This window comes from uncultured Propionibacterium sp. (genome assembly GCF_963539965.1).
GTDB lineage: Bacteria > Actinomycetota > Actinomycetes > Propionibacteriales > Propionibacteriaceae > Propionibacterium.
On the sequence record NZ_CAUTOU010000001.1, the window covers coordinates 66462 to 84391 of the forward strand.

At 68.6% G+C, this 17930-nt stretch carries 19 protein-coding genes; 5 read left to right on the plus strand and 14 right to left on the minus strand.

Going from position 1 to position 17930, the window contains the following annotated elements; genetic code table 11:
* Nucleotides 1-2: 2 nt before the first annotated feature.
* The 7 genes from R2N01_RS00325 to pduA are packed head-to-tail and all read right to left on the minus strand — an operon-like array spanning nucleotide 3 to nucleotide 6242.
* The gene (locus R2N01_RS00325; RefSeq protein WP_316667289.1) at nucleotides 3-362 is read right to left on the minus strand and encodes a glycerol dehydratase reactivase beta/small subunit family protein; all 360 of its coding nucleotides are present in this window, start codon (nucleotides 360-362) and stop codon (nucleotides 3-5) included.
* Complete coding sequence (locus R2N01_RS00330; protein ID WP_316667291.1) at nucleotides 359-2176, minus strand: diol dehydratase reactivase subunit alpha; 1818 nt, start codon at nucleotides 2174-2176, stop codon at nucleotides 359-361. Before R2N01_RS00330 ends, R2N01_RS00325 begins: the two co-directional genes overlap by 4 nt.
* 49 nt (nucleotides 2177-2225) lie before the next feature.
* A complete protein-coding gene (locus R2N01_RS00335) occupies nucleotides 2226-2762 on the minus strand; it encodes a diol dehydratase small subunit (protein WP_316667293.1) in 537 nt (178 codons plus the stop codon).
* Nucleotides 2763-2770: 8 nt separating this feature from the next.
* A complete protein-coding gene (locus R2N01_RS00340) occupies nucleotides 2771-3457 on the minus strand; it encodes a propanediol/glycerol family dehydratase medium subunit (protein ID WP_316667294.1) in 687 nt (228 codons plus the stop codon).
* A gap of 10 nt (nucleotides 3458-3467) precedes the next feature.
* Nucleotides 3468-5129, minus strand: coding sequence for a propanediol/glycerol family dehydratase large subunit (locus R2N01_RS00345; RefSeq protein ID WP_316667296.1), 1662 nt, complete (start codon nucleotides 5127-5129; stop codon nucleotides 3468-3470).
* 16 nt (nucleotides 5130-5145) lie between these two features.
* Nucleotides 5146-5946 carry a propanediol utilization microcompartment protein PduB gene (pduB, locus tag R2N01_RS00350; protein ID WP_316667298.1) on the minus strand — a complete coding sequence of 267 codons (801 nt, stop codon included), beginning with the start codon at nucleotides 5944-5946 and terminating at the stop codon, nucleotides 5146-5148.
* Between the two features lie 14 nt (nucleotides 5947-5960).
* Nucleotides 5961-6242 (minus strand): propanediol utilization microcompartment protein PduA, encoded by a 282-nt coding sequence (gene pduA, locus R2N01_RS00355; protein WP_316667300.1) that lies wholly within the window; start codon nucleotides 6240-6242, stop codon nucleotides 5961-5963.
* A 429-nt stretch (nucleotides 6243-6671) separates the two neighbouring features.
* Here pduA and R2N01_RS00360 point away from each other — a divergent pair, with 429 nt between their 5' ends.
* Nucleotides 6672-7016, plus strand: a complete 345-nt coding sequence (locus R2N01_RS00360; protein ID WP_316667302.1) for a BMC domain-containing protein — start codon at nucleotides 6672-6674, stop codon at nucleotides 7014-7016.
* Nucleotides 7013-7438 (plus strand): EutP/PduV family microcompartment system protein, encoded by a 426-nt coding sequence (locus R2N01_RS00365; protein ID WP_316667304.1) that lies wholly within the window; start codon nucleotides 7013-7015, stop codon nucleotides 7436-7438. The genes R2N01_RS00360 and R2N01_RS00365 overlap by 4 nt, the downstream gene beginning before the upstream one ends.
* 64 nt (nucleotides 7439-7502) lie before the next feature.
* Here R2N01_RS00365 and R2N01_RS00370 read toward each other — a convergent pair whose 3' ends face one another.
* From R2N01_RS00370 to recO, 3 genes are all read right to left on the minus strand, one after another.
* Nucleotides 7503-8636 carry a 1-propanol dehydrogenase PduQ gene (locus tag R2N01_RS00370; protein WP_316667306.1) on the minus strand — a complete coding sequence of 378 codons (1134 nt, stop codon included), beginning with the start codon at nucleotides 8634-8636 and terminating at the stop codon, nucleotides 7503-7505.
* The gene (locus R2N01_RS00375; protein ID WP_316667307.1) at nucleotides 8587-9903 is read right to left on the minus strand and encodes a PocR ligand-binding domain-containing protein; all 1317 of its coding nucleotides are present in this window, start codon (nucleotides 9901-9903) and stop codon (nucleotides 8587-8589) included. Before R2N01_RS00375 ends, R2N01_RS00370 begins: the two co-directional genes overlap by 50 nt.
* Nucleotides 9904-10434: 531 nt before the next feature.
* Complete coding sequence (gene recO / locus R2N01_RS00380) at nucleotides 10435-11178, minus strand: DNA repair protein RecO (RefSeq protein WP_316667309.1); 744 nt, start codon at nucleotides 11176-11178, stop codon at nucleotides 10435-10437.
* Nucleotides 11179-11304: 126 nt separating this feature from the next.
* Here recO and R2N01_RS00385 point away from each other — a divergent pair, with 126 nt between their 5' ends.
* Nucleotides 11305-12087, plus strand: coding sequence for an isoprenyl transferase (locus tag R2N01_RS00385; RefSeq protein ID WP_316667312.1), 783 nt, complete (start codon nucleotides 11305-11307; stop codon nucleotides 12085-12087).
* Nucleotides 12088-12149: 62 nt separating this feature from the next.
* The gene (locus tag R2N01_RS00390; protein ID WP_316667313.1) at nucleotides 12150-12512 is read left to right on the plus strand and encodes a DUF488 family protein; all 363 of its coding nucleotides are present in this window, start codon (nucleotides 12150-12152) and stop codon (nucleotides 12510-12512) included.
* A 43-nt stretch (nucleotides 12513-12555) separates the two neighbouring features.
* Here R2N01_RS00390 and leuA read toward each other — a convergent pair whose 3' ends face one another.
* Entirely contained in the window at nucleotides 12556-14304 is a 1749-nt protein-coding gene (leuA, locus tag R2N01_RS00395) for a 2-isopropylmalate synthase (RefSeq protein ID WP_316667315.1), read from the minus strand.
* 249 nt (nucleotides 14305-14553) lie between these two features.
* Between leuA and R2N01_RS00400 the strand changes: the two genes are divergently transcribed.
* Nucleotides 14554-16047, plus strand: coding sequence for an amidohydrolase family protein (locus tag R2N01_RS00400; RefSeq protein ID WP_316667316.1), 1494 nt, complete (start codon nucleotides 14554-14556; stop codon nucleotides 16045-16047).
* Between the two features lie 52 nt (nucleotides 16048-16099).
* Here the strand turns inward: R2N01_RS00400 and R2N01_RS00405 are convergent, their stop codons facing one another.
* The 3 genes from R2N01_RS00405 to era form a co-directional block, all read right to left on the minus strand.
* Nucleotides 16100-16309, minus strand: a complete 210-nt coding sequence (locus tag R2N01_RS00405) for a hypothetical protein (RefSeq protein WP_316667319.1) — start codon at nucleotides 16307-16309, stop codon at nucleotides 16100-16102.
* 81 nt (nucleotides 16310-16390) lie between these two features.
* Entirely contained in the window at nucleotides 16391-16996 is a 606-nt protein-coding gene (locus R2N01_RS00410; protein ID WP_316667321.1) for a hypothetical protein, read from the minus strand.
* 10 nt (nucleotides 16997-17006) lie between these two features.
* A complete protein-coding gene (era, locus tag R2N01_RS00415) occupies nucleotides 17007-17927 on the minus strand; it encodes a GTPase Era (protein WP_316667515.1) in 921 nt (306 codons plus the stop codon).
* Nucleotides 17928-17930: the final 3 nt, after the last annotated feature.

Genomic DNA, 17930 nt, shown 5'->3' on the forward strand with positions numbered 1-17930 from the left:
CTTCACTCATTGGTGACCCCGATCAGCGGCATGCGCTTGACGAGTCGCGCGGCATTGGCGCCCATGTCGCGGGCGCGCGTCCATGCCGGGTCGACGTCGAGCGTGATGTAGGGGCTGTCGGCGTCGAGTTTCTCGGTGGTGATGACGATCCGTCCGGAGCAGACGCCCACGCCGACGCCCAAGCGCGAGGCCAGCGCGGCCTCGTGCGCCAGCACGGCGGCATCGGAGGACCCGCTGCGCGTCACCGACCACGGGACGCCCTCCTCCTCCATGCCGTAACCGATCTGGTCGATGTGCTCGGCGCTCACCGTCGGGGACGCCCTGACGCCGATGGTCGGCCTGTCCTGTTCGCCGGCTCTCATGAGCGGTCCTGCCAGGACAGCACCAGACCGGTGGCGACGGCGTTGCGCGGGCCCTCGGTGCCGCGGATGTTGGCACGGCCGGCGACGACGCGGTACTCGCCGAGTGCCTTGGTGACCAGCTGCGGTATCTCGAAGTCGAGGGCCGAGCCGCCGACCAGGACGACATGGGCGATGTCGCGCACATTGCGCGTGGGGCTGACGGCGGCGAGGGCGCGGATCGCGTTCGTGACGAAGACGCGCTCCTTGGCCCGGATGCGCACCTGACGGATGACCTCCAGCGGCTGGCGCAGGGGAAGCGGGACCATGCCCTCGGGGTGGAGAATGACCGTACGCGCGTACAGCTCGGGAGCCAGCGGCTCGTCGAAGAACTGAACGGTGCCGTCCTCGTGGCGGATGTTGAACAGCGTCTCGACGCGGGCCAGCGGGTAGCGTTTGATGTCCTCGGCGAGGTCGGTGCCCTCCAGGCCGAGCTCGGAGGCGATGAGCAGGGTCACCATATTGCCGGCGCCGGCCAGATGGATCGAGGTCGCCCTGCTGTCCTCGCCGCGCAGGACCGAGGCGTCGGTCGAGCCGGCGCCCATGTCGAGGATGGCGATCGGCCTGGAGGTGCCGGGGGTGGTCAGCGCGCCGCGGATGGCCATGTCGGCCTCGACGCCGCCGACCTCGACGCGGATGCCGAACTGCTCTGTCATGTCCTCGGCGATGCGCTGCATCTGCAGGCGGTCGGCCCTGACCATGACGGCGATGCCGACTGCCGCCTCGAGCGAGAACTCGCCGGCGAGCCCACCGGTGACGGACTGGGGAACCTGGGTGTCGACGGCGAGCAGATCGGTGATCTGGACGCCCGACGGATCGCGGTCGGTGAGCCGGCCCATCGTGACGCGGACCTTCTCCATCATGCCGCCGATGTTCGTGCCGGGCTCGCCCTTGATGTCCTGGAGGGAGCCGGCCTGGGCGCCGACGCGCATGATCTCGTCGGCGCCGGCCTCGACGTCGACGTCGGCGCTGCGCTCGCCGATGAAGCGCAAGGTCCCCGCCGGAATGCGCCGCTCGGTGACGTCGCCGGCCGGGGTCTTGATGACCACGGCGGAGCGGTTGCCCACCAGAGCGCGCGCCATCGGGACGACCGAAGCGGTCTCGGCCGGGGACAGGTCGAAGAGCGTGGCGATGCCGTAGGGGTTCGACAGCGTCTCGATCACGCGGCCGGCCCGGGCCACCTCGATCGCCGCCGGCATGCCCACGGGCACCTTGTCGATGAGCCTGACCTCATCGATGATGGGCATCTTGCGCTCGAGACGGTTGTTGACGAGCACGCCGTCGTCGAGCTGCAGGATCGCGCCGGTGATCCTCGCGCGGTCGGCGGCCGCGTTGATCCGCTCGGCCACGGTCTGGAAGCCGTGGGTGCGGTCGGCGATGACGATGTACTGCTCCCCCGCCCGGGCGAGTCCGAGGTCGTCGATCGAGATCGTCGTGCCGACCGCGACACCGAGCCCGCCGGGGGTCGCCGGGTTGTGCCCGATCATCGTGGACTCGGTGATGACGGTCTCGGAGATCGTCTCCATGGCCACGTCGCCGATGACCGGCGCTGCCTCGTTGATGCGGATCAGGTCGAGCTGACTGAGCTCGCGACCGGCCCGTTCGAGGGCGACGGTGAGGGCCTGGAACACGCCCTGGGTGTTCTGGGGCGTGCCCTTGACACCCGTTGTGGGGATGGTCGACGCGGCCAGGAAGCTCGGGGGGGCACCGGCAGGGGCCTCTGCCAGTGCCACCTCCGTGGTGGCGTTGCCGATGTCGACACCGGCGATGAAGGCCATGGGGACGGATCTCCTCGTGATCAGCGACGGGACTTCAACGGGCGCGGGCTCACTCGCTGTCCTTGAGACGACCGCGCTTCTCGTAGACGTCGGCGCCTTCGCGGATGAAGGCCGCATTGATGGTGCAGCCGTAGTCCTTCTCCAGCTTGTCGGCGATGGCGTACAGCTCGGCCTTGGTCGAACGGTACGGGCGCAGCGCGTCGTAGACCTCGAGCAGCTCGTCGTCGGGGACGGCGATGAGTTCGGCGGCGCGGCGCATGTTGCGCGCCAGGGCGTCACGGCCGTCCGACTCGGCCACCTGGGCTTGGAGCTCGAGGGTCTGCGGCGCGATGCGGAAGTCATCGGCCTTGAGCTCGCCGCTCCTCAGCCTCTCGAAGGAGAAGTCCGAGAACGGGCGGCCGTTGGCGGCCCGGATCTTCTCGGGCGCCTTCTCGCTCAGCGGGTACTGGGACTTGTCGACGCGATCCGACGACGCCGGGGCGGCGCCGGCGGGGCCGGCGGCCCTCTTGGCGAAGGTCACGTTGTCCTGATTGAGGTTCGCCATGACCTCGCTCATGATCTGACGGATCAGTTCTTCCGAATCCATGGCATCTCCTATCGGTACTCGACCCGAAGGGCCTGGGGCTTCTTCTTCGGATCGCAGAGTCCGGCTTCCTTGATGTGGAACAGGGCGGCGATGGCCTGGTACTTGGGTCGGGCCATCTGGTCGTTGCGCACCGGTACGGGGTCCGGGGACTCGCCCTTGGCGTAGCGGGCGGCGTTCTTGCCGATCGCGCGGAAGGTTTCCAGGTCGATCAGGGGCGCCTGGCTGAACAGCTCGAGGTTGGACAGCGGGGGCAGGTCCTTCTGGTGGATGACCGTGGTGCCGCGGGACTGGATGCCGAGGCCGACGCCCGAGCCGGAGTACTCGGCGGCGTCGTGGGCGATGAAGCCCACGTCGGCCGTGCGGAAGATCCGGATGAAGCGGTAGTTCAGGCCCTCCTCCTCGATGCCGGCGCAGACCTCACGGATCACGTCGGCGTGCGCCAGGTCGATGATCGTCCTGTCGATGACCCCGCCGAAGGCGGGAGCGAGCGCGATGACGACCTCACGGGGATCGGTGCCGCGCTGGGCGGGACCGTCCTCGGTGATGACCAGTTCCCGGTCCGAGCCGAACGGCTCAGGGGCCGCGGGCGCCGCGGCCGCGGGGGCCACCGGAACCGGGGCGGCCGCCGGTGTCCGGGCTCCGGCGAACTCGCTGACGACCTGCTCGATGATGCTGCGGAGCGTCTTCTCGTCCATGGTGCTCACCTCAGATGCTCTCAGGACTGATGGCCTGACGGATGTCCGACAGCCTGGCCCACTTCTCGTCACTGATCTGGTAGCCCGTGAGCGGACCGGCGTAGGTGTTGGGGTAGTTGACGGAGCTGATCACATGGAAGTTCTCGTCCAGGATGGCGGAGGTGTGCAGGTAGTCGCCGGCGACCCGCTGGGTCAGCATGTTGTAGACGTGCTCGGCGACGTCCTCGAAGCCCCCGCGGATGAGGGCGTGAACGATGTCGACGCCGGTCAGACCGCGCTTCATGAGATCCTCGGCGGCCTTGAGATCCTCCACCACGTTGCGGGCCGGCATGTCCTGCGAACCGCGGGCGTAGGTGGCGGCCTCGACCTCCTCGTCGGTGATCTCGGTCAGGCCGAGCTCGCGGAAGATGGCCTGCATGGCACGGGCGGCCTTGTTGCGGGCGCGGACGACCTCCTCCTCGGTGACGGGCACGAGGCCGCCATCGATCTTGAGGTCGCGCTGGATGACCAGCCAGTCGTCGAAATCGTCGGCGTCCCAGTTGGAGCCGGCGAACATGTTGTCGTAGTTCGGCGTGGCCGAGTAGCCCGAGCAGATGAAGTCCGTGCCGGGCACGAACTGCATGAGCGAGCGGGCGACACGACGCAGGTCCGAGTGGGTGAACGTCTGGTCGTTCGACGAGGCGCACTCCAGGTCGAGACTGACGGCGATCAGGTTCTCGGCCAGGACGGCGCGGATGCCGCCGGGAACGGCTGCGGGGACGCCGATGCAGGAGACCGAACCGTTCTGGATGCCCTGGGAGCCGGCGCCCTTGGTGAAGTAGAGGCAGCGGGCCTCCAGGTACAGCATGGACTTGCCCTCGGCGTAGCCCATCTGGACCTCGGAGCCGGTACCCGAGGTGAACCTCATCTTCAGGCCCCGGGACGCATAGCAGGAGGCCAGGAAGGCCTTCGACCACGGCGTGTCGTCGCCGTCCATGAACACCTGTTCGGTGCCGTAGACCGACACGGTCTCGGCATAGGCGGTGAAGCCGCGCATGCCGAGGGCGAGCTCGGTGGCCTCCTCGACGGAGCACTGGGTGAGGATGCCGGGACGGCCGACCTGGGCTCCGACCATGTTGGCGATGGCGTTGAACGGCGCGTAGCGCACGATACCGACCGTCGTCTCCTCCTCGGCGAAGCCGCGCAGGGAGCCCTCGGCGGCATCGGCCGCGATCTGCACCGGGTTGTCCTTGACGTTCGTCACGTGGGCCTGGTTGGCCGGGAACAGGCGTGAACGCATCTTGGTCACGGCCATCATCATCTCGAGCACGTTCATGCTGCCGACGACCTCGACCATCTTGGCCGGGGTCATGGCCGTCGTCAGCTTGACGACCTCGGAGCGCGGCACGTTGAAGTCGACCATCCTGCGGGCCAGCTCCAGCGACGGGGTCGTGTTGACCTCGACCGCATTGTCCAGGCGAATGCCGTAGTCGGCGATGAAGGTGTCGATCATGTCGAAATCTTCACGCTTCTTGCCGTCGAGCTCGACGACCACACCGTTCTCGATCTCGATCGAGGGGGTGGGGTCGGCCGGCGAGTTCATGGCGATGAGGCCCACCTCGGGCCATTCCTTCACATAACCGTCCTGGCTGACCGGACGCGCGTCCAGTGCCTCGAAACGCTTGCTTCTCACGAAGATGCCTCGTTCCTCAGATGTACGGGGTGGTGGTCGAGACGGGAGCCTCACCCATGGCGCCGAGCAGGCCGAGGCCGACCTCGCGGGCGGCGACGATGGCCTGGCGCACGGCGCCGGAGTCGCCGGAGAAGGCCGCGATGACCTCATTGGAGTAGCTCGTGCCCTTGCTGGGGCTGGAGTAGCCGATGACGTCGATCGTGGAGGCCTTGACCGCGGTGTCGGCCATGACGACGCCGATGGCGGCCGGGGCGCCGACCGTGATGCCGAAGGACTTGCCGAGCGGGGCCCCGAACGCCTTGTTCAGGGCGTGGGAGGCGCGGGCGGTGTACTGGAACTCCAGGTGGCCCGCGTCGCTGCCGTAGACATCGCCGAAGGTGCGCTCGAGTTCGCCGAGAGTCACCTCGACGGCACGGCGGGCGTCGGAGACGTCCTCGGCGCCGAAGACGATGAGGGAGCCGTGACCGGCGCCGCCCTTGGTGTCGCGCGGGAGCTCGATCGAGACGATGTCGGTGTTGGTGGCCTTCACGCCCTCATCGGCTGCGAAGATGTGCGGACCAGCGCCGGTACGGTCACCGACGATGCCGATCGAGCGGAACCCGGGGTCGATGTCCATCAGCTTGTGCAGCTGCGGGTCGACGTTCGGGATGACCAGGCCGATGGTGTCGCCGAGGGCGGTGGCCCCGACGAACTGGGTGGCCTCGGGGACGGTGACCTGCTGCTTGGCGGCGGGCGCAGGAGCGGGGGCGGGCCGGCCGGCGGCGATCTTGTCCATGACGGCCGACATGATCTGGTCGACGAGCTGATCGTTAGCCATTTTCGGTCAGCGCCTCACTTCTGGTCGATGGACGGGAGGATCTTCTCCACATCGGTGTGGGGGCGGGGAATGACGTGGACCGAGACGAGCTCGCCCACGTTCTGGGCGGCAACGGCGCCGGCGTCGGTGGCCGCCTTGACGGCGCCGACGTCGCCGCGGACGAGCACGGTCACCAGACCGGATCCGACGCGCTGGCTGCCGATGAGCACGACATTGGCCGACTTGACCATCGCATCCGCGGCCTCAACGGCGGGGACGAAACCCTTCGTCTCCACCATGCCAAGGGCTTCTTGCATTCTGAATTCCTCCGTTGGACTTGATACGAGCCGCCATTGACCACGCCGGCCACGGGCGGGAAGTAATCCCGACTCTAGGTCATGGATCCAGAGAGAAGGTCATCCCGAGCTCTACATTTTGGCCCGATTCCCGTCCTGGGACCGAGACCAAAAAATCGCCCGAGGAACCAAAAAATACAAATATTCAGCGCCGTTCTGCCATCGGGGAGATTTTCCGGGCGAGTCCCCGCCCCCTTCTTGACGCGCCCACGCACCGGTGACCCACAATGCATCCGCGGTGCCGCCCGGCGCACGGCTCCTCGCAGGGTTCCGACGGGTCACCGGGCCGGGAAACCGCGGCGGCTCCACCGGCCGCTGCGGAAGAGCGCCCGCACCGCACCACGATGGAGCCGGCCCCGCTGCCGGCGGGGCCGGCCAGGACGAGAGGCGATGATGGCCGACAAGCAGCGCATCATCCAGGAGTTCGTCCCGGGCAAGCAGGTCACGCTGGCGCATGTCCTGTCCAACCCGGACGAGGGCCTGTACCCCAAGATCGGTCTGCCGCCCGACGGCGGTTCGATCGGCATCATGACGATCACCCCGAGCGAGGCGGCCATCATCGCCGCGGACATCGCCACCAAGTCCTCGAGCGTCGAGCTGGGTTTCGTCGATCGGTTCTCGGGCTCCCTCGTCATCCTCGGGCGCTTGGCCGACGTCGAGTCCTCCATCAACTCGGCCGTGGACGTCCTGTGCGACGAGCTCGGTTTCGCCCGTCCTCCGCTGACCCTCACATGAAGCGCGTTCTCATGGTCGGTAGCGTGGGCTGCGGCAAGACGACGCTCATGCAGCGCCTGCACGGCCGGGACATCACCTACGAGAAGACCGAGACGATCAATACCGAGGACAATGTCGTGGACACCCCCGGAGAGTACCTCGAACTGCCCTTCTACAAGCACGCCCTGCGTCTGGCCTCCTTCGACCGGGACCTCGTGGTCATGCTGGCCTCGGCCACCGTCGCCGAGGCCAAGTACCCCCCGGGTTTCACCACCTTCTTCACCGTGCCAGCCATCGGCGTGGTCACCAAGAAGGACGCGGCCGGCCAGGACGCCGTCGACAGGGCCGCGGCGCACCTGCGCGAGGCCGGCGCCCAGGAGATCTACGTCGTGTCGGCCATGACCGGCGAGGGGATCCCCGAGCTCGAGGCGCGCCTGGCCTGAGCCCGCTCTTCCCCGCCCGCCAGCGCATGGCCCGGGAGCCCGTCGGGCCCGCAGGGTCGACGGATCAGACGAGTTCGCGCATGATCCGGACGATGTCGTCGTGGGTCGGTTCGACGGGATTGCCGCTGGTGCAGAAGTCCGCCAGGGCGGTGCTGGCCATGTCGGGGATCGCCTCGATGAACTCGTGCCCGTCGACGCCGGCCCCGGTGACGCTGGCGGGCATTTCGAGCGCATCGCGCAGCTTCTCGACACGCCGCGCCAGCTTGATGACGTAGTTCCGCTCGTTGGTGGCCTGCATGCCGGAGTGGTAGGCCAGCTTGCAGTAGCGCTGGGCCGTGTCGGACAGCGGCCGGCCGATCGACAGGTCGCCGGCGTTGTAGGCCATGACGCGGGGCATGATCATCGCGTTGAGCCGGCCGTGGGCGACATGGAAGCTGCCGCCGATCGAATGCGAGATGCCGTGGACGATGCCCAGGCCCGCGTTCTGGAAGGCGATGCCGGCCATCGTGGCGGCATTCTGCATGTGATCGCGCGCCTCGACGTCCTCGCCGTTCCGGTAGCTGCGGGGCAGGTAGCGGAAGATGATGCGCACGGCCTTCTCGGCCAGGGCATCGGACAGATCGTTGTGACCGACCGCGACGACGGCCTCGATGGCGTGGCTCAGGGCGTCCATGCCCGAGTCGACGGTGAGCCCGGGCGGGCAGGTGCGCACGGCCTCGGGGTCCAGGATCGCCACGTCGGCGATCATGTCGGGGTCCGTGAGCGGGATCTTGGTACGGGTCTGCGGATCGGTGACGACCGCGAAGGAGCTCACCTCGGAGCCCGTGCCGCTGGTGGTGGGGATGATGATGAAGCCCGCCGCCAGCTCTTCGCCCTGCTGCCTGGCCATGTGTCGTACGGCCTTGGCCGTGTCGATGGGGGAACCGCCGCCCAGACCGACGAGGGCCTCGGGGCCGAACTCGAGATACTCCTTGAGCCCGGCCGCTACGACACGGGTGTCCGGGTTCGGCTGGACATCGGAGAAGACCCGCACCTGGGCATCGCCCAGGCGCGCGCGCACCTGATCCATGAGAGGTGCGGTGGCCATGAGGCCATCGGTGACGATGAGGACACGACGGCCGGACAGGGCGCTCAGCGCGCTGAGCGCGTCAGGCCCGGAGACGACCCTTGTTGGAACCTGGAACTGCAGCACCGCCATGCCTTTCCTCGCGCGACAGACAATGACGCCGATATTCACTCGGAGACATTCCTGTACTTGCTCGGAAAACCCTGGAGAAATAATTCACCTGGCTGAAATCGAGCTCGGCAGAGATCTTCTGAACCGGCATCTGCGTTGACGCTAGCATCAGTTTCGCCCGCTCGACACGACGCGTGGTGACATATGACACAAAAGTGCAGCCGGTGACGGATTTGAACAACTTGGACAGGTGCCCGGAGGACCAGTGCAGGGAATTCGCGGCCTCGGTGAGCGAGATCGCCTGCCCGGGGTGGCGGGCGATGTCGTTGAGCAGGTCGTTGATCTCGCGATGGCGGCGCGGGCGCTGACGCTGGTACTCGTCGAGGACCATGCAGATGAAGCGCTCCGCGGCCAGCTGCGCCTCGAAGCGGTCGACGTCGCCGCGCCGGCGCTCGTGCATCATGAGTTGGCGCAGCCGGACCACGGTGCGCGGTGCGCACGCCATGGCCGCGGCCAGGATCATCTCGTCCAGGCGCAGGCGCCCCTCGCGGATCGCCTCGAGGACGCCGTTCGCGTATGCGCCATCCAGAACCGTGGCGGCCTCGAGGAAGGCCGAGCGCAGATCCTCGCGGCGGATCGCCGCGGTGATCATCTCGGTGGGATTGCGCTGCTGCGCCTCGGGGACGCGCTCATCGGACGCGGTGACGCGGGACGGGGGGACGAGGGACAGCGCCCGCCTGGAGGAGGCGTCGCCGTCATCGTGCCGATCGGTCTCGGCCTCGTTGCGCAGGGCCAGATCGACGATGTCGTGCAGGCCGAGGAGAGTCTCGGCCGCCGCCGCGATCCTACGGCGGCTCACCACAGACACCTTGTTGTAGAGCTCCTCGAGATGCGGATCGCCGTGCCAGTCGGACTGGGCCAGGAGCGGATCGGGCATCTCGGCCTCGGGCATCCGGACCTGACCGCAGAGGATCGCCCCGATGTAGGCGTCGCCATCGGTCAACGGGATCGAGAAGTCGACCAGCCCGGCATGACATCGGTAGATCTGCGGGGTGCCCTCGAGCAGCGCTTGAAGACCGCCGTGCGCATCGCAACCGTGACAGGCCTTGGAACGCAGCGGATCGGCGCGCATCGCCCTGCAGAACTCCGTGAAGGCGCACAGCTGCGTCACCGGGACACCCTGCGTGTCCACCGCAACCGTCGCCAGGCCCGTGGCCTCCGAGAAGTCCTCCAAAACCCTCTGAAGTTCCTCGGGATCGGGCCGTCTCGGCATCCTCGACTGGGACATCTGCGACCTCCGGGTCACAGAGTAGCCCAAGTGAGAAGGTCAGTAAAACAAGGGCGCCCCCGAGGGAATTCACCGCATCGCGCCTCCGGCCCGCCCCCTGGGGCACCTGCCCGGCCCCGGCCGGGGAGCACGCACCAGAAGCGGGGCGGCCGGGCCCTGATCGCGCGGGGCCGTCCCCGGCTCAGGCCTCGGGGTTGACGCCCGAGGCCTTCCGCCTGATCGTCTCGATAATCACGTCTGTCATGCGGACGCCCGCCTCGACGGCGTCGGCGCCGTCGTCGTGAACGTTCGACACGCGGGAGCGCTGGACCTCCGGCGCTCCGGCCCCGGCCTCGTGGGCGCTGCGCCGGGGTACGGTGCGTCCTCCGAGGTGCACTGCGTCCGAACGACGGACACGGGCCTGCCGAGCATCTCCTGCGACACGTCGGAGGCCACCGCATCCATCGCCGGGGCGTTGACCTCGCACCGGCGGGGACCGTGACGCTCGCCCACCCGGCGGCAACCGCCGGATGCCGGCGGCGGGGACCGCCCTCATGCCTGCGGGACCAGCTGCAGGGCCCTCAGGCCGTGGTCCATGTGCCAGGTGGCGAAGGCCGAGATCAAACCGACGGCCCGGCGCTCCACCTGGTCGCTGACGCCCCTCGTGGCGGGCCAGTCCCCCGTGATGAGAGCACTCATCAGGCCCCAGCAGGCCCGGTCCGGGCGGGCCGAGCCGGGAGGCCGGCAGGAGCTGCACACCATGCCACCTGCGGCGGGGGCGAACCACTCGTGCGGCCCCCCCAGGCCGCACCGCGCGCAGGAGTCCAGTACCGGCGCGTAACCGGCGATCGCCAGCGAGCGCAGCAGATAGGAGCCGAGGATCACCGGGGCCGGCCGGGGCCCGTCACTCGTCCCCCGGCCCAGAACGCGCAGAGCCCCCTGGAGCAGCAGGTACTGGCGCTGCGAGGGCTCGTTCTCGATGGCCATGAGCCGGTCCGCGACCTCCAGCATCGTCTCGCCGGTCGTGTAGAGCGCGTAGTCGCCGACGAGGAGGTCCCCGTAGTTGTGCAGGGACTCGGCCTGGGTGATGACGTCGAGACTGCGTCCGAGGGCCAGCTGCACGTCGACGTGGCTGAACGGCTCGAGACGCCCCCCGAACCTGCTGGAGGTGCGGCGCACCCCGCGGGCCACGGCGCGGACCTTGCCGCGGCCGCGGCACAGCAGCGTGATGATGCGGTCGGCCTCGCCCAGCTTGTGGGTTCGCAGCACGATGGCCTCGTCACGGTAAGTGGGCACCTCCCCATTGTGCCGCCGCAGGCGGGCCCTGGGCGGTACCGCCACGGCCCGGCCTGTCCGCTCACGGGCGAACGGATCCCCGCCGCAGGCGATCCATCCGGTCGCCGCAACGCTACTGTGGTGCTCGTGAACGCATCGTCCTCGCGCCCCGTGCGTCCGCCCGATCCGCACCCGAGCGGCGCCAGGGCCCCGCGGATCCCCGCCGAGCTCGTCCCGCATCATGTGGCGATCGTCATGGACGGCAACGGACGCTGGGCGAGGGCTCGCGGCATGGCGCGCACGAAGGGCCACGAGGTGGGCGAGAAGGTGCTCATCGAGGTGCTGCAGGGCGCCATCGAGATGGGCATCGGGACCTTGTCGATGTACGCCTTCAGCACCGAGAACTGGAGGCGCTCGCCCGACGAGGTCCGCTTCCTCATGGGCTTCAGCCGCCGCATGATCCACACCCACCGCGACTTCATGGATGATCTGGGGGTGCGCGTGATCTGGTCCGGACGCAGGCCGAAACTGTGGGCCAGCGTGCTGCACGAGTTGCAGGCGGCCGAGGAGCAGACCCGGGGCAACACCACGATCAATCTGCAGCTGTGCCTCAACTACGGCGGACGCGCGGAGATCGCCGACGCGATGGCGGTCATGGGCCGCGACGTGAGGGCCGGGAGGCTCAACCCCGACCGGATCGGCGAGAAGACGGTGCAGAGGTACCTGTACCACCCTGGCCTGGGCGACGTGGACCTGTTCATCCGCACCTCCGGAGAGCAGCGCACCAGTAATTTCCTGCTGTGGCAGAGCGCCTATGCCGAGCTGCTGTTCAGTGACAAGCTCTGGCCCGACTGGGACCGCCGCGATCTGTGGGCGGCCGTCGAGCAGTACGCCCGCCGCGACCGCCGGTTCGGCGGCGCGCAGGCCTGAGCCCGGGGAGGCGGACCGGGCCCGGGCGTTCTTCCGCCCCGGCCCGTTCCGTGCTAGACCGGATGACCATGGAGATAGTCATCAAGCGCGCCTACGAGCAGGCATCCGGCGAGGACGGCTATCGGGCGCTCGTCGACCGACTGTGGCCGCGCGGCGTCTCGAGGGCCCGAGCCGAACTCGACGAGTGGTGCAAGGACGTGGCCCCGAGCGCCGAGCTGCGCGTCTGGTTCGGGCATGAGCCCGAGCGCTTCGAGGAGTTCTCCGCCCGCTACACCGAGGAGCTGAAGGCCTCGGGGGCCCCGGCCGCACTGCTGGAGCGTGCGGAGGCCAGCGGGAACCAGCGGCTCACCCTCGTCTACGCGGCCAAGGACGCCCGGAACGACCACGTCACCGTTCTCGCGGACTACCTGGACCACCTGCTCTGAGGACCCTGCACAGCACAGGTGCCTCACAGACCACGAGCCGTCGTCAGCAGGCGCGATTCACGGCGCTGACGGCGGCCTTGAGGGTCGCCGTGGTGATGTCGGGGTCGATGCCCACTCCCCACAGCACCTGCGCGTCGCCGCCGCGGCCGATCTCGGCCTCGACGTAGGAGGCGGCGTAGGCGTCCCCGCCCTCGGTGAGCGCGTGCTCGGTGTAGTCGAGCACCTTGACCGCCAGGCCGACCTGGCCGAGCGCGTCGATGAAGGCGGACAGCGGGCCGTTGCCCTCGCCGTTGATGCGCTCGTCCTCGCCGTTGAACTCGATCGTCGCGTCGATGCTCGTCTGCCCCTTCGCGGCGCCAACCGTGAAGTCGAGGGCGCCGATCGGCCTGGCGCCCTCGAGGTACTCAGCGTTGAAGATCCGCCACAGGTCCTCGGAGCTGACCTCCCGGCCGCTCGCGTCGGCGTGATCCTGCACGACGCGGCTGAACTCCATCTGCAGGCGGCGCGGCAGGTCCAGGTGGTGGTCGCTCTTCATGAGGTAGGCCATACCGCCCTTGCCGGACTGGCTGTTGACGCGGATGACCGCCTCGTAGGTGCGGCCGACGTCATGCGGATCGATGGGCAGGTAGGGGGCGAGCCAGTCGATTTCGTGAATGCTCCTGCCCTGTTCCCTCCCCCTGGCCTCCAAATCCTCCAGGCCCTTCTTGATGGCGTCCTGGTGGGAGCCGGAGAAGGCGGTGTAGACCAGATCCCCCGCGTATGGCTGGCGGGCCGGAACGGGCATGCCGGTGCAGTACTCGACGGTGCGGCGGATGCGGTCCATGTCGGAGAAGTCGACCTGGGGATCGACGCCCTGGCTGTAGAGGTTCATCCCGAGGGTGACCAGGTCGACGTTGCCGGTGCGCTCGCCATGGCCGAACAGGCAGCCCTCGACGCGCTGGCCACCCGCCATCATGCCCAGTTCGGTGGCCGCGACGGCGCAGCCGCGGTCGTTGTGGCAGTGCATGGAGACGCAGACGTTGTCGCGGCGGGAGATGGTGCGGCTGAAGTACTCTATGCGATCGGCGTAGACATTCGGGGTGGAGACCTCGACCGTGGCCGGCAGGTTGAGGATGATCTCGCGCTCATCATCGGGCTGCCAGACGTCCATGACGGCGTTGCAGACCTCGACGGCGAAGTCGGTGGGCGCCTGCGTGAAGATCTCCGGGCTGTACTCGTAGCCGATGGGCGTGTTCGGCAGATGCTTCTCGATGGCGCCGACCACCCAGCCGGTGCCTCGCTGGGCCAGCTGGATCGTCTCGGCTTCGGTATTGCCGAAGACGACGCGGCGGAAGAGCTCGGCGATGGCGTTGTACATGTGGATGACCGCGTGGTGCGCGCCGATGAGCGACTGCGCCGTACGGTCGATGAGGTCCTCACGGGCCTGGGTGAGCACCGAGATGGTGACGTCCTCGGGGATGGCGTCGTCCTCGATGAGCGAGCGGACGAAGTCCCACTCGGTCTGCGAGGCAGATGGAAAACCGATCTCGATCTCCTTGTAGCCCATCTGGACGAGCAGATCGAACATTTTGCGCTTGCGGCCAGGGGTCATCGGGTCGATGAGGGCCTGGTTGCCGTCGCGCAGGTCGGTGGACAACCAGCGCGGAGCCCTGGTGATCCTCCGGTCGGGCCACGTGCGGTCCGGCAGCGGAAGCGTCTCGGCGGCCCGGTAGCGGCCGACGTTCATGCCGCTGGGCTGCTGAACCGGAATCGCCAGTGGGCACACTCGAGGGACGATGAAAGCGGTGGTCATGTAAAGATCCTTGTCCAGGAGAAGACTCCGGGGCTGGGCCCGGGCGCCGGCGCAACAGCACTCCGCAATGGGACTGGCCGACTACTTGGATCGGATCCCACTGCGGCACGGAAGTAGCAGCCCGAGACGGGCGAAGCTGTGGACGGCCACGGTTTTCATGCTAGCTCACGGTTCGCAGCAGTGCGACAGCGTGTCCGGGGAGCCCGGACAGCACGGCGAAGCGTCCCGGCAGAGAGTTTGATGGTCGTCATGAGACTTCGCAATGCCAGGACGGTCGATCTCGCGGCGGGCACGTCGGACCGGCCCCACGACATTGTGGTCAGCGGTTCCCGCATCTACCGCTCCGATGTGGTCACGACGGGCGCCGGCGACGACGGCGCCGAGATCGACCTGCAGGGCCGCTGGGTCATGCCGGGCCTGTGGGACGCGCACGTGCACTTCGACCTGTGGGCGATGGCCTGCCGGCGTCCGGACGCCGGCAGGGCCTGCAGCGCCGCCGAGTTGTGCGCGGACCTGGGCCGCATCATCGAGGCCGGCTCCGATGACCGGCCGATCATCGCGATGGGCGCCCGGCACTGGGACTGGGACGACGACCTGGACGGCGCGATGCTCGATGCGGTCGGCGGGACTCGACCTGTCGTCGTCGTGGCGGCGAACCTGCACATCGCCTGGGCCAACCGGGCCGCCCGGCGCCACTGGGGCATGGACCGCGAGGATCTCGCCGACGGCGTCCTGCGGGAGAAGGATGCCTTCCGGCTCGAGGACCGGTTCAGCACGGTCGACGAGGCCGTACTGGACGACTGGGTCGCCCAGGCGCAGGAGCAGGCGGCCTCCTGCGGCATCGTAGGCGTCACCGACATGCAGCACGGCCCCGGTCGCATCCGCACCTGGCGACGCCGCGCCGCACGCCCCGACCAGTTGCTGCGTGTCGCCATCGCCTGCTGGGCCGACAGCCTCGACGAGGCCGTCGAAGCCGGGATGCGCACCGGCTACCCCATCGACGAGGCGGGCTGGCTGCGCGGCGGTCCGCTCAAGATCATCGCCGACGGCTCGTTCACAGCTCAGACCGCCTGGTGCACCCACCCCTACGGCGAGCCGGGAACGGGCCTCGACCCGCATGGCGAGCCGAGCATCTCTCGTGCCGAACTCGCGAACCTGATGAGCCGCGGGGAGCTGAGCGGCCTGCAGATCGCGGTCCACGCCATCGGCGACGAGGCGATCGAGATGGCGCTGGACTGCTACGCCGAGACCGGGGCCACCGGCGGCATCGAGCACGCCGTGGTACCGGGGCCCGAGGGCGTGTCCCGGATGGCCGAGCTCGGTCTCCGCGCCAGTGTTCAGCCCGTGCACATGCTCGCCGACCGGGAGCTCATCCAGAACCGCTGGCCGACCGGGGCCGAGCACTTCTTCCCGCTGCGCTCGATGCTCGAGGCCGGGGTGCCGCTCGCCTTCGGCACCGACGCCCCGGTCGTACCGATAGCCCCATGGCTGGCGATCCAGACCGCCGTGCTGCGCTCCTACCCGGGGCAGGAGGCGTGGAACGCCTCCGAGTCGCTGAGCGTCCCCCAGGCTCTGCGCGCCTCGACCGCGCATATCGCCGCGCTGGTGCCCGGTGGCCACGCCGATCTCATCGCCCTCGACGAGGACCCGCTCCAGATGGATCCCGAGCGCATCGCCCGGACCGAGGTCTTCCTGACCATGTCCAACGGGAGACTCACCTGGTGGGCTGACGCCGCCTGCTAGGCGCTAGCCGCCCCAAGACGGAGGCCGGCGACCTTCGCCTCGGCGGGTCCAGTCAGGCGCCCTCGCCGTCGCCCGTGCCCGGACGGCCGAGATAGGCCACGACACCGATGACACCGGCGGCGACAACCGTGCAGATGAACAGCCTGCGCACGCAGCGACCGATGAACGAGCCCCTCTTGGCCTGGGCCCTCCCGGACCTCGCAGCGGCCTTGGCCGCCTTCCTCCTCGCCTTCCTGGCGGCGCGCCTCTCGCAAATCGCCATGATTGCCTCCTCTAGTGCGTTGTGCTCTTCAATCGTCTCATGACCGAGCCCCGCGTCCCGACACGGCACCACGGCCCGGGCTCATCGCCTGTTGGCGTCCCTCATGAAGTCAATGACACGGTAGCGGATGCCCGGGTCGATGTCCGACAGCAGGTCGTCCTCATCCGCTACGAGCATCGCGGTCAGGGCGCCCTGCTCGCTGGAGACGATCTGCCCGGAGTCGACCGTGTAGCGCCGGTGCAGTACCCCGTCGAGGGTCCATGTGATGGTCTCGGGCTCGGCCCAGGCGAAGACCGCCCGACGGCGCTCGCCGGTGATCTCGTCGATCATCGTGCACTCGATCGGATGGTGGCCCGACTTGTCGGCGAGATAGTTGGCGATGGCGTACTCGGCCCAGACGGGCACGCTGGGATCGGGCATGTCGGCAGTGCGCTCCAGGTCATGGAGCCTGTTGTCGACCCTGGTCAGGGCGTGCGTCCAGGTGAAGGGGTTGGCGTTCTCGCACTCGATGCGCGAACTCACCTCGACCAGGCCCCCCTCGACGGGCATGACCGAGAACGTCAGGACGTTGGTGGCACCGAGATCGTGCACGACCGCCCCTACCTTGGCACCTCGCGCATTGTCGAGACGCTCGAAGATCTGTCGCGTGCCGAATGCGGCACGGCGCTCACGCCCGAAAAGTGCCATTGCGTTCCTCTCAGAATCCCAGTCGGTTCAGTTGTTTGGCGTCGCGCTGCCAGTCCTTGACCACCTTGACCCGCAGGTCGAGGTGCACGGGAGTGCCGAGCAGCGACGACACCTGGCGGCGCGCGCGGGTCCCGATGCGTTTGATGCGCTCGCCGCCCCTGCCGACCATGATGCCCTTCTGCGAGTCCCGCTCGACGATGAGGCTCGCGTAGACGTCGAGCAGCCGGTGGCGCCCGCCGCGCAGGCCCATCTCGTCGATGGACACGGTGATGGAGTGCGGCAGCTCGTCGCGCACCTCCTCGAGGGCCGCCTCGCGGATGAGCTCGGCCGCCAGGGTCTCGTCGGGTTCATCGGTGATCTCGCCGTCGGGGTAGAACGCCGGTCCGGGCCCCATGAGCCCGAGCAGCGCATCGGCGACCTCCCCCACCTGGTCGCCGCTGAGCGCGGAGCACGGCACGATCTGTTCGAAGACGACGCCGGTCTCGGTCTGCAGAGCGTCGATGCGGGCCAGATGCTGCGCCAGGCGCGAGGCACTCACCAGGTCGGTCTTGGTGGCGATGGCCACGGACCTGGAGCCCGCCCGCAGGCCGGCCAGCTGCTCGGCCAGGTAGGTGTCGCCGGGCCCGACGCGCTCGTCGCTGGGCATCACCAGGGCGACGACGTCGACCTCGGCCCAGGTGTCGCGGACGAGGTCGTTGAGGCGCGATTGCAGCAGCGAGCGGGGCTTGCCGAGACCCGGCGTGTCGACGATGACCAGCTGACCGTCCTCGCGGTGGACGATGCCGCGCACCGCATGACGAGTGGTCTGGGGCTTCGAGCTGGTAATGGCGATCTTGCGTCCGACAAGGGCATTCGTCAACGTTGATTTACCGGCGTTGGGGCGTCCGGCGAAACAGACGAAACCGCTTCGGAATCCCTCGGGGAACTTCATGGA

What these genes read in the sequence shown, in the direction of transcription:
- R2N01_RS00325 (WP_316667289.1), bottom strand. Translation starts at nt 362, where the DNA reads ATGAGAGCCGGCGAACAGGACAGGCCGACCATCGGCGTCAGGGCGTCC.
- R2N01_RS00330 (WP_316667291.1), bottom strand. Translation starts at nt 2,176, where the DNA reads ATGGCCTTCATCGCCGGTGTCGACATCGGCAACGCCACCACGGAGGTG.
- R2N01_RS00335 (WP_316667293.1), bottom strand. Translation starts at nt 2,762, where the DNA reads ATGGATTCGGAAGAACTGATCCGTCAGATCATGAGCGAGGTCATGGCG.
- R2N01_RS00340 (WP_316667294.1), bottom strand. Translation starts at nt 3,457, where the DNA reads ATGGACGAGAAGACGCTCCGCAGCATCATCGAGCAGGTCGTCAGCGAG.
- pduB (WP_316667298.1), bottom strand. Translation starts at nt 5,946, where the DNA reads ATGGCTAACGATCAGCTCGTCGACCAGATCATGTCGGCCGTCATGGAC.
- pduA (WP_316667300.1), bottom strand. Translation starts at nt 6,242, where the DNA reads ATGCAAGAAGCCCTTGGCATGGTGGAGACGAAGGGTTTCGTCCCCGCC.
- R2N01_RS00360 (WP_316667302.1), top strand. Translation starts at nt 6,672, where the DNA reads ATGATGGCCGACAAGCAGCGCATCATCCAGGAGTTCGTCCCGGGCAAG.
- R2N01_RS00365 (WP_316667304.1), top strand. Translation starts at nt 7,013, where the DNA reads ATGAAGCGCGTTCTCATGGTCGGTAGCGTGGGCTGCGGCAAGACGACG.
- R2N01_RS00370 (WP_316667306.1), bottom strand. Translation starts at nt 8,636, where the DNA reads ATGGCGGTGCTGCAGTTCCAGGTTCCAACAAGGGTCGTCTCCGGGCCT.
- R2N01_RS00375 (WP_316667307.1), bottom strand. Translation starts at nt 9,903, where the DNA reads ATGTCCCAGTCGAGGATGCCGAGACGGCCCGATCCCGAGGAACTTCAG.
- R2N01_RS00390 (WP_316667313.1), top strand. Translation starts at nt 12,150, where the DNA reads ATGACCATGGAGATAGTCATCAAGCGCGCCTACGAGCAGGCATCCGGC.
- leuA (WP_316667315.1), bottom strand. Translation starts at nt 14,304, where the DNA reads ATGACCACCGCTTTCATCGTCCCTCGAGTGTGCCCACTGGCGATTCCG.
- R2N01_RS00400 (WP_316667316.1), top strand. Translation starts at nt 14,554, where the DNA reads ATGAGACTTCGCAATGCCAGGACGGTCGATCTCGCGGCGGGCACGTCG.
- R2N01_RS00405 (WP_316667319.1), bottom strand. Translation starts at nt 16,309, where the DNA reads ATGGCGATTTGCGAGAGGCGCGCCGCCAGGAAGGCGAGGAGGAAGGCG.
- R2N01_RS00410 (WP_316667321.1), bottom strand. Translation starts at nt 16,996, where the DNA reads ATGGCACTTTTCGGGCGTGAGCGCCGTGCCGCATTCGGCACGCGACAG.
- era (WP_316667515.1), bottom strand. Translation starts at nt 17,927, where the DNA reads ATGAAGTTCCCCGAGGGATTCCGAAGCGGTTTCGTCTGTTTCGCCGGA.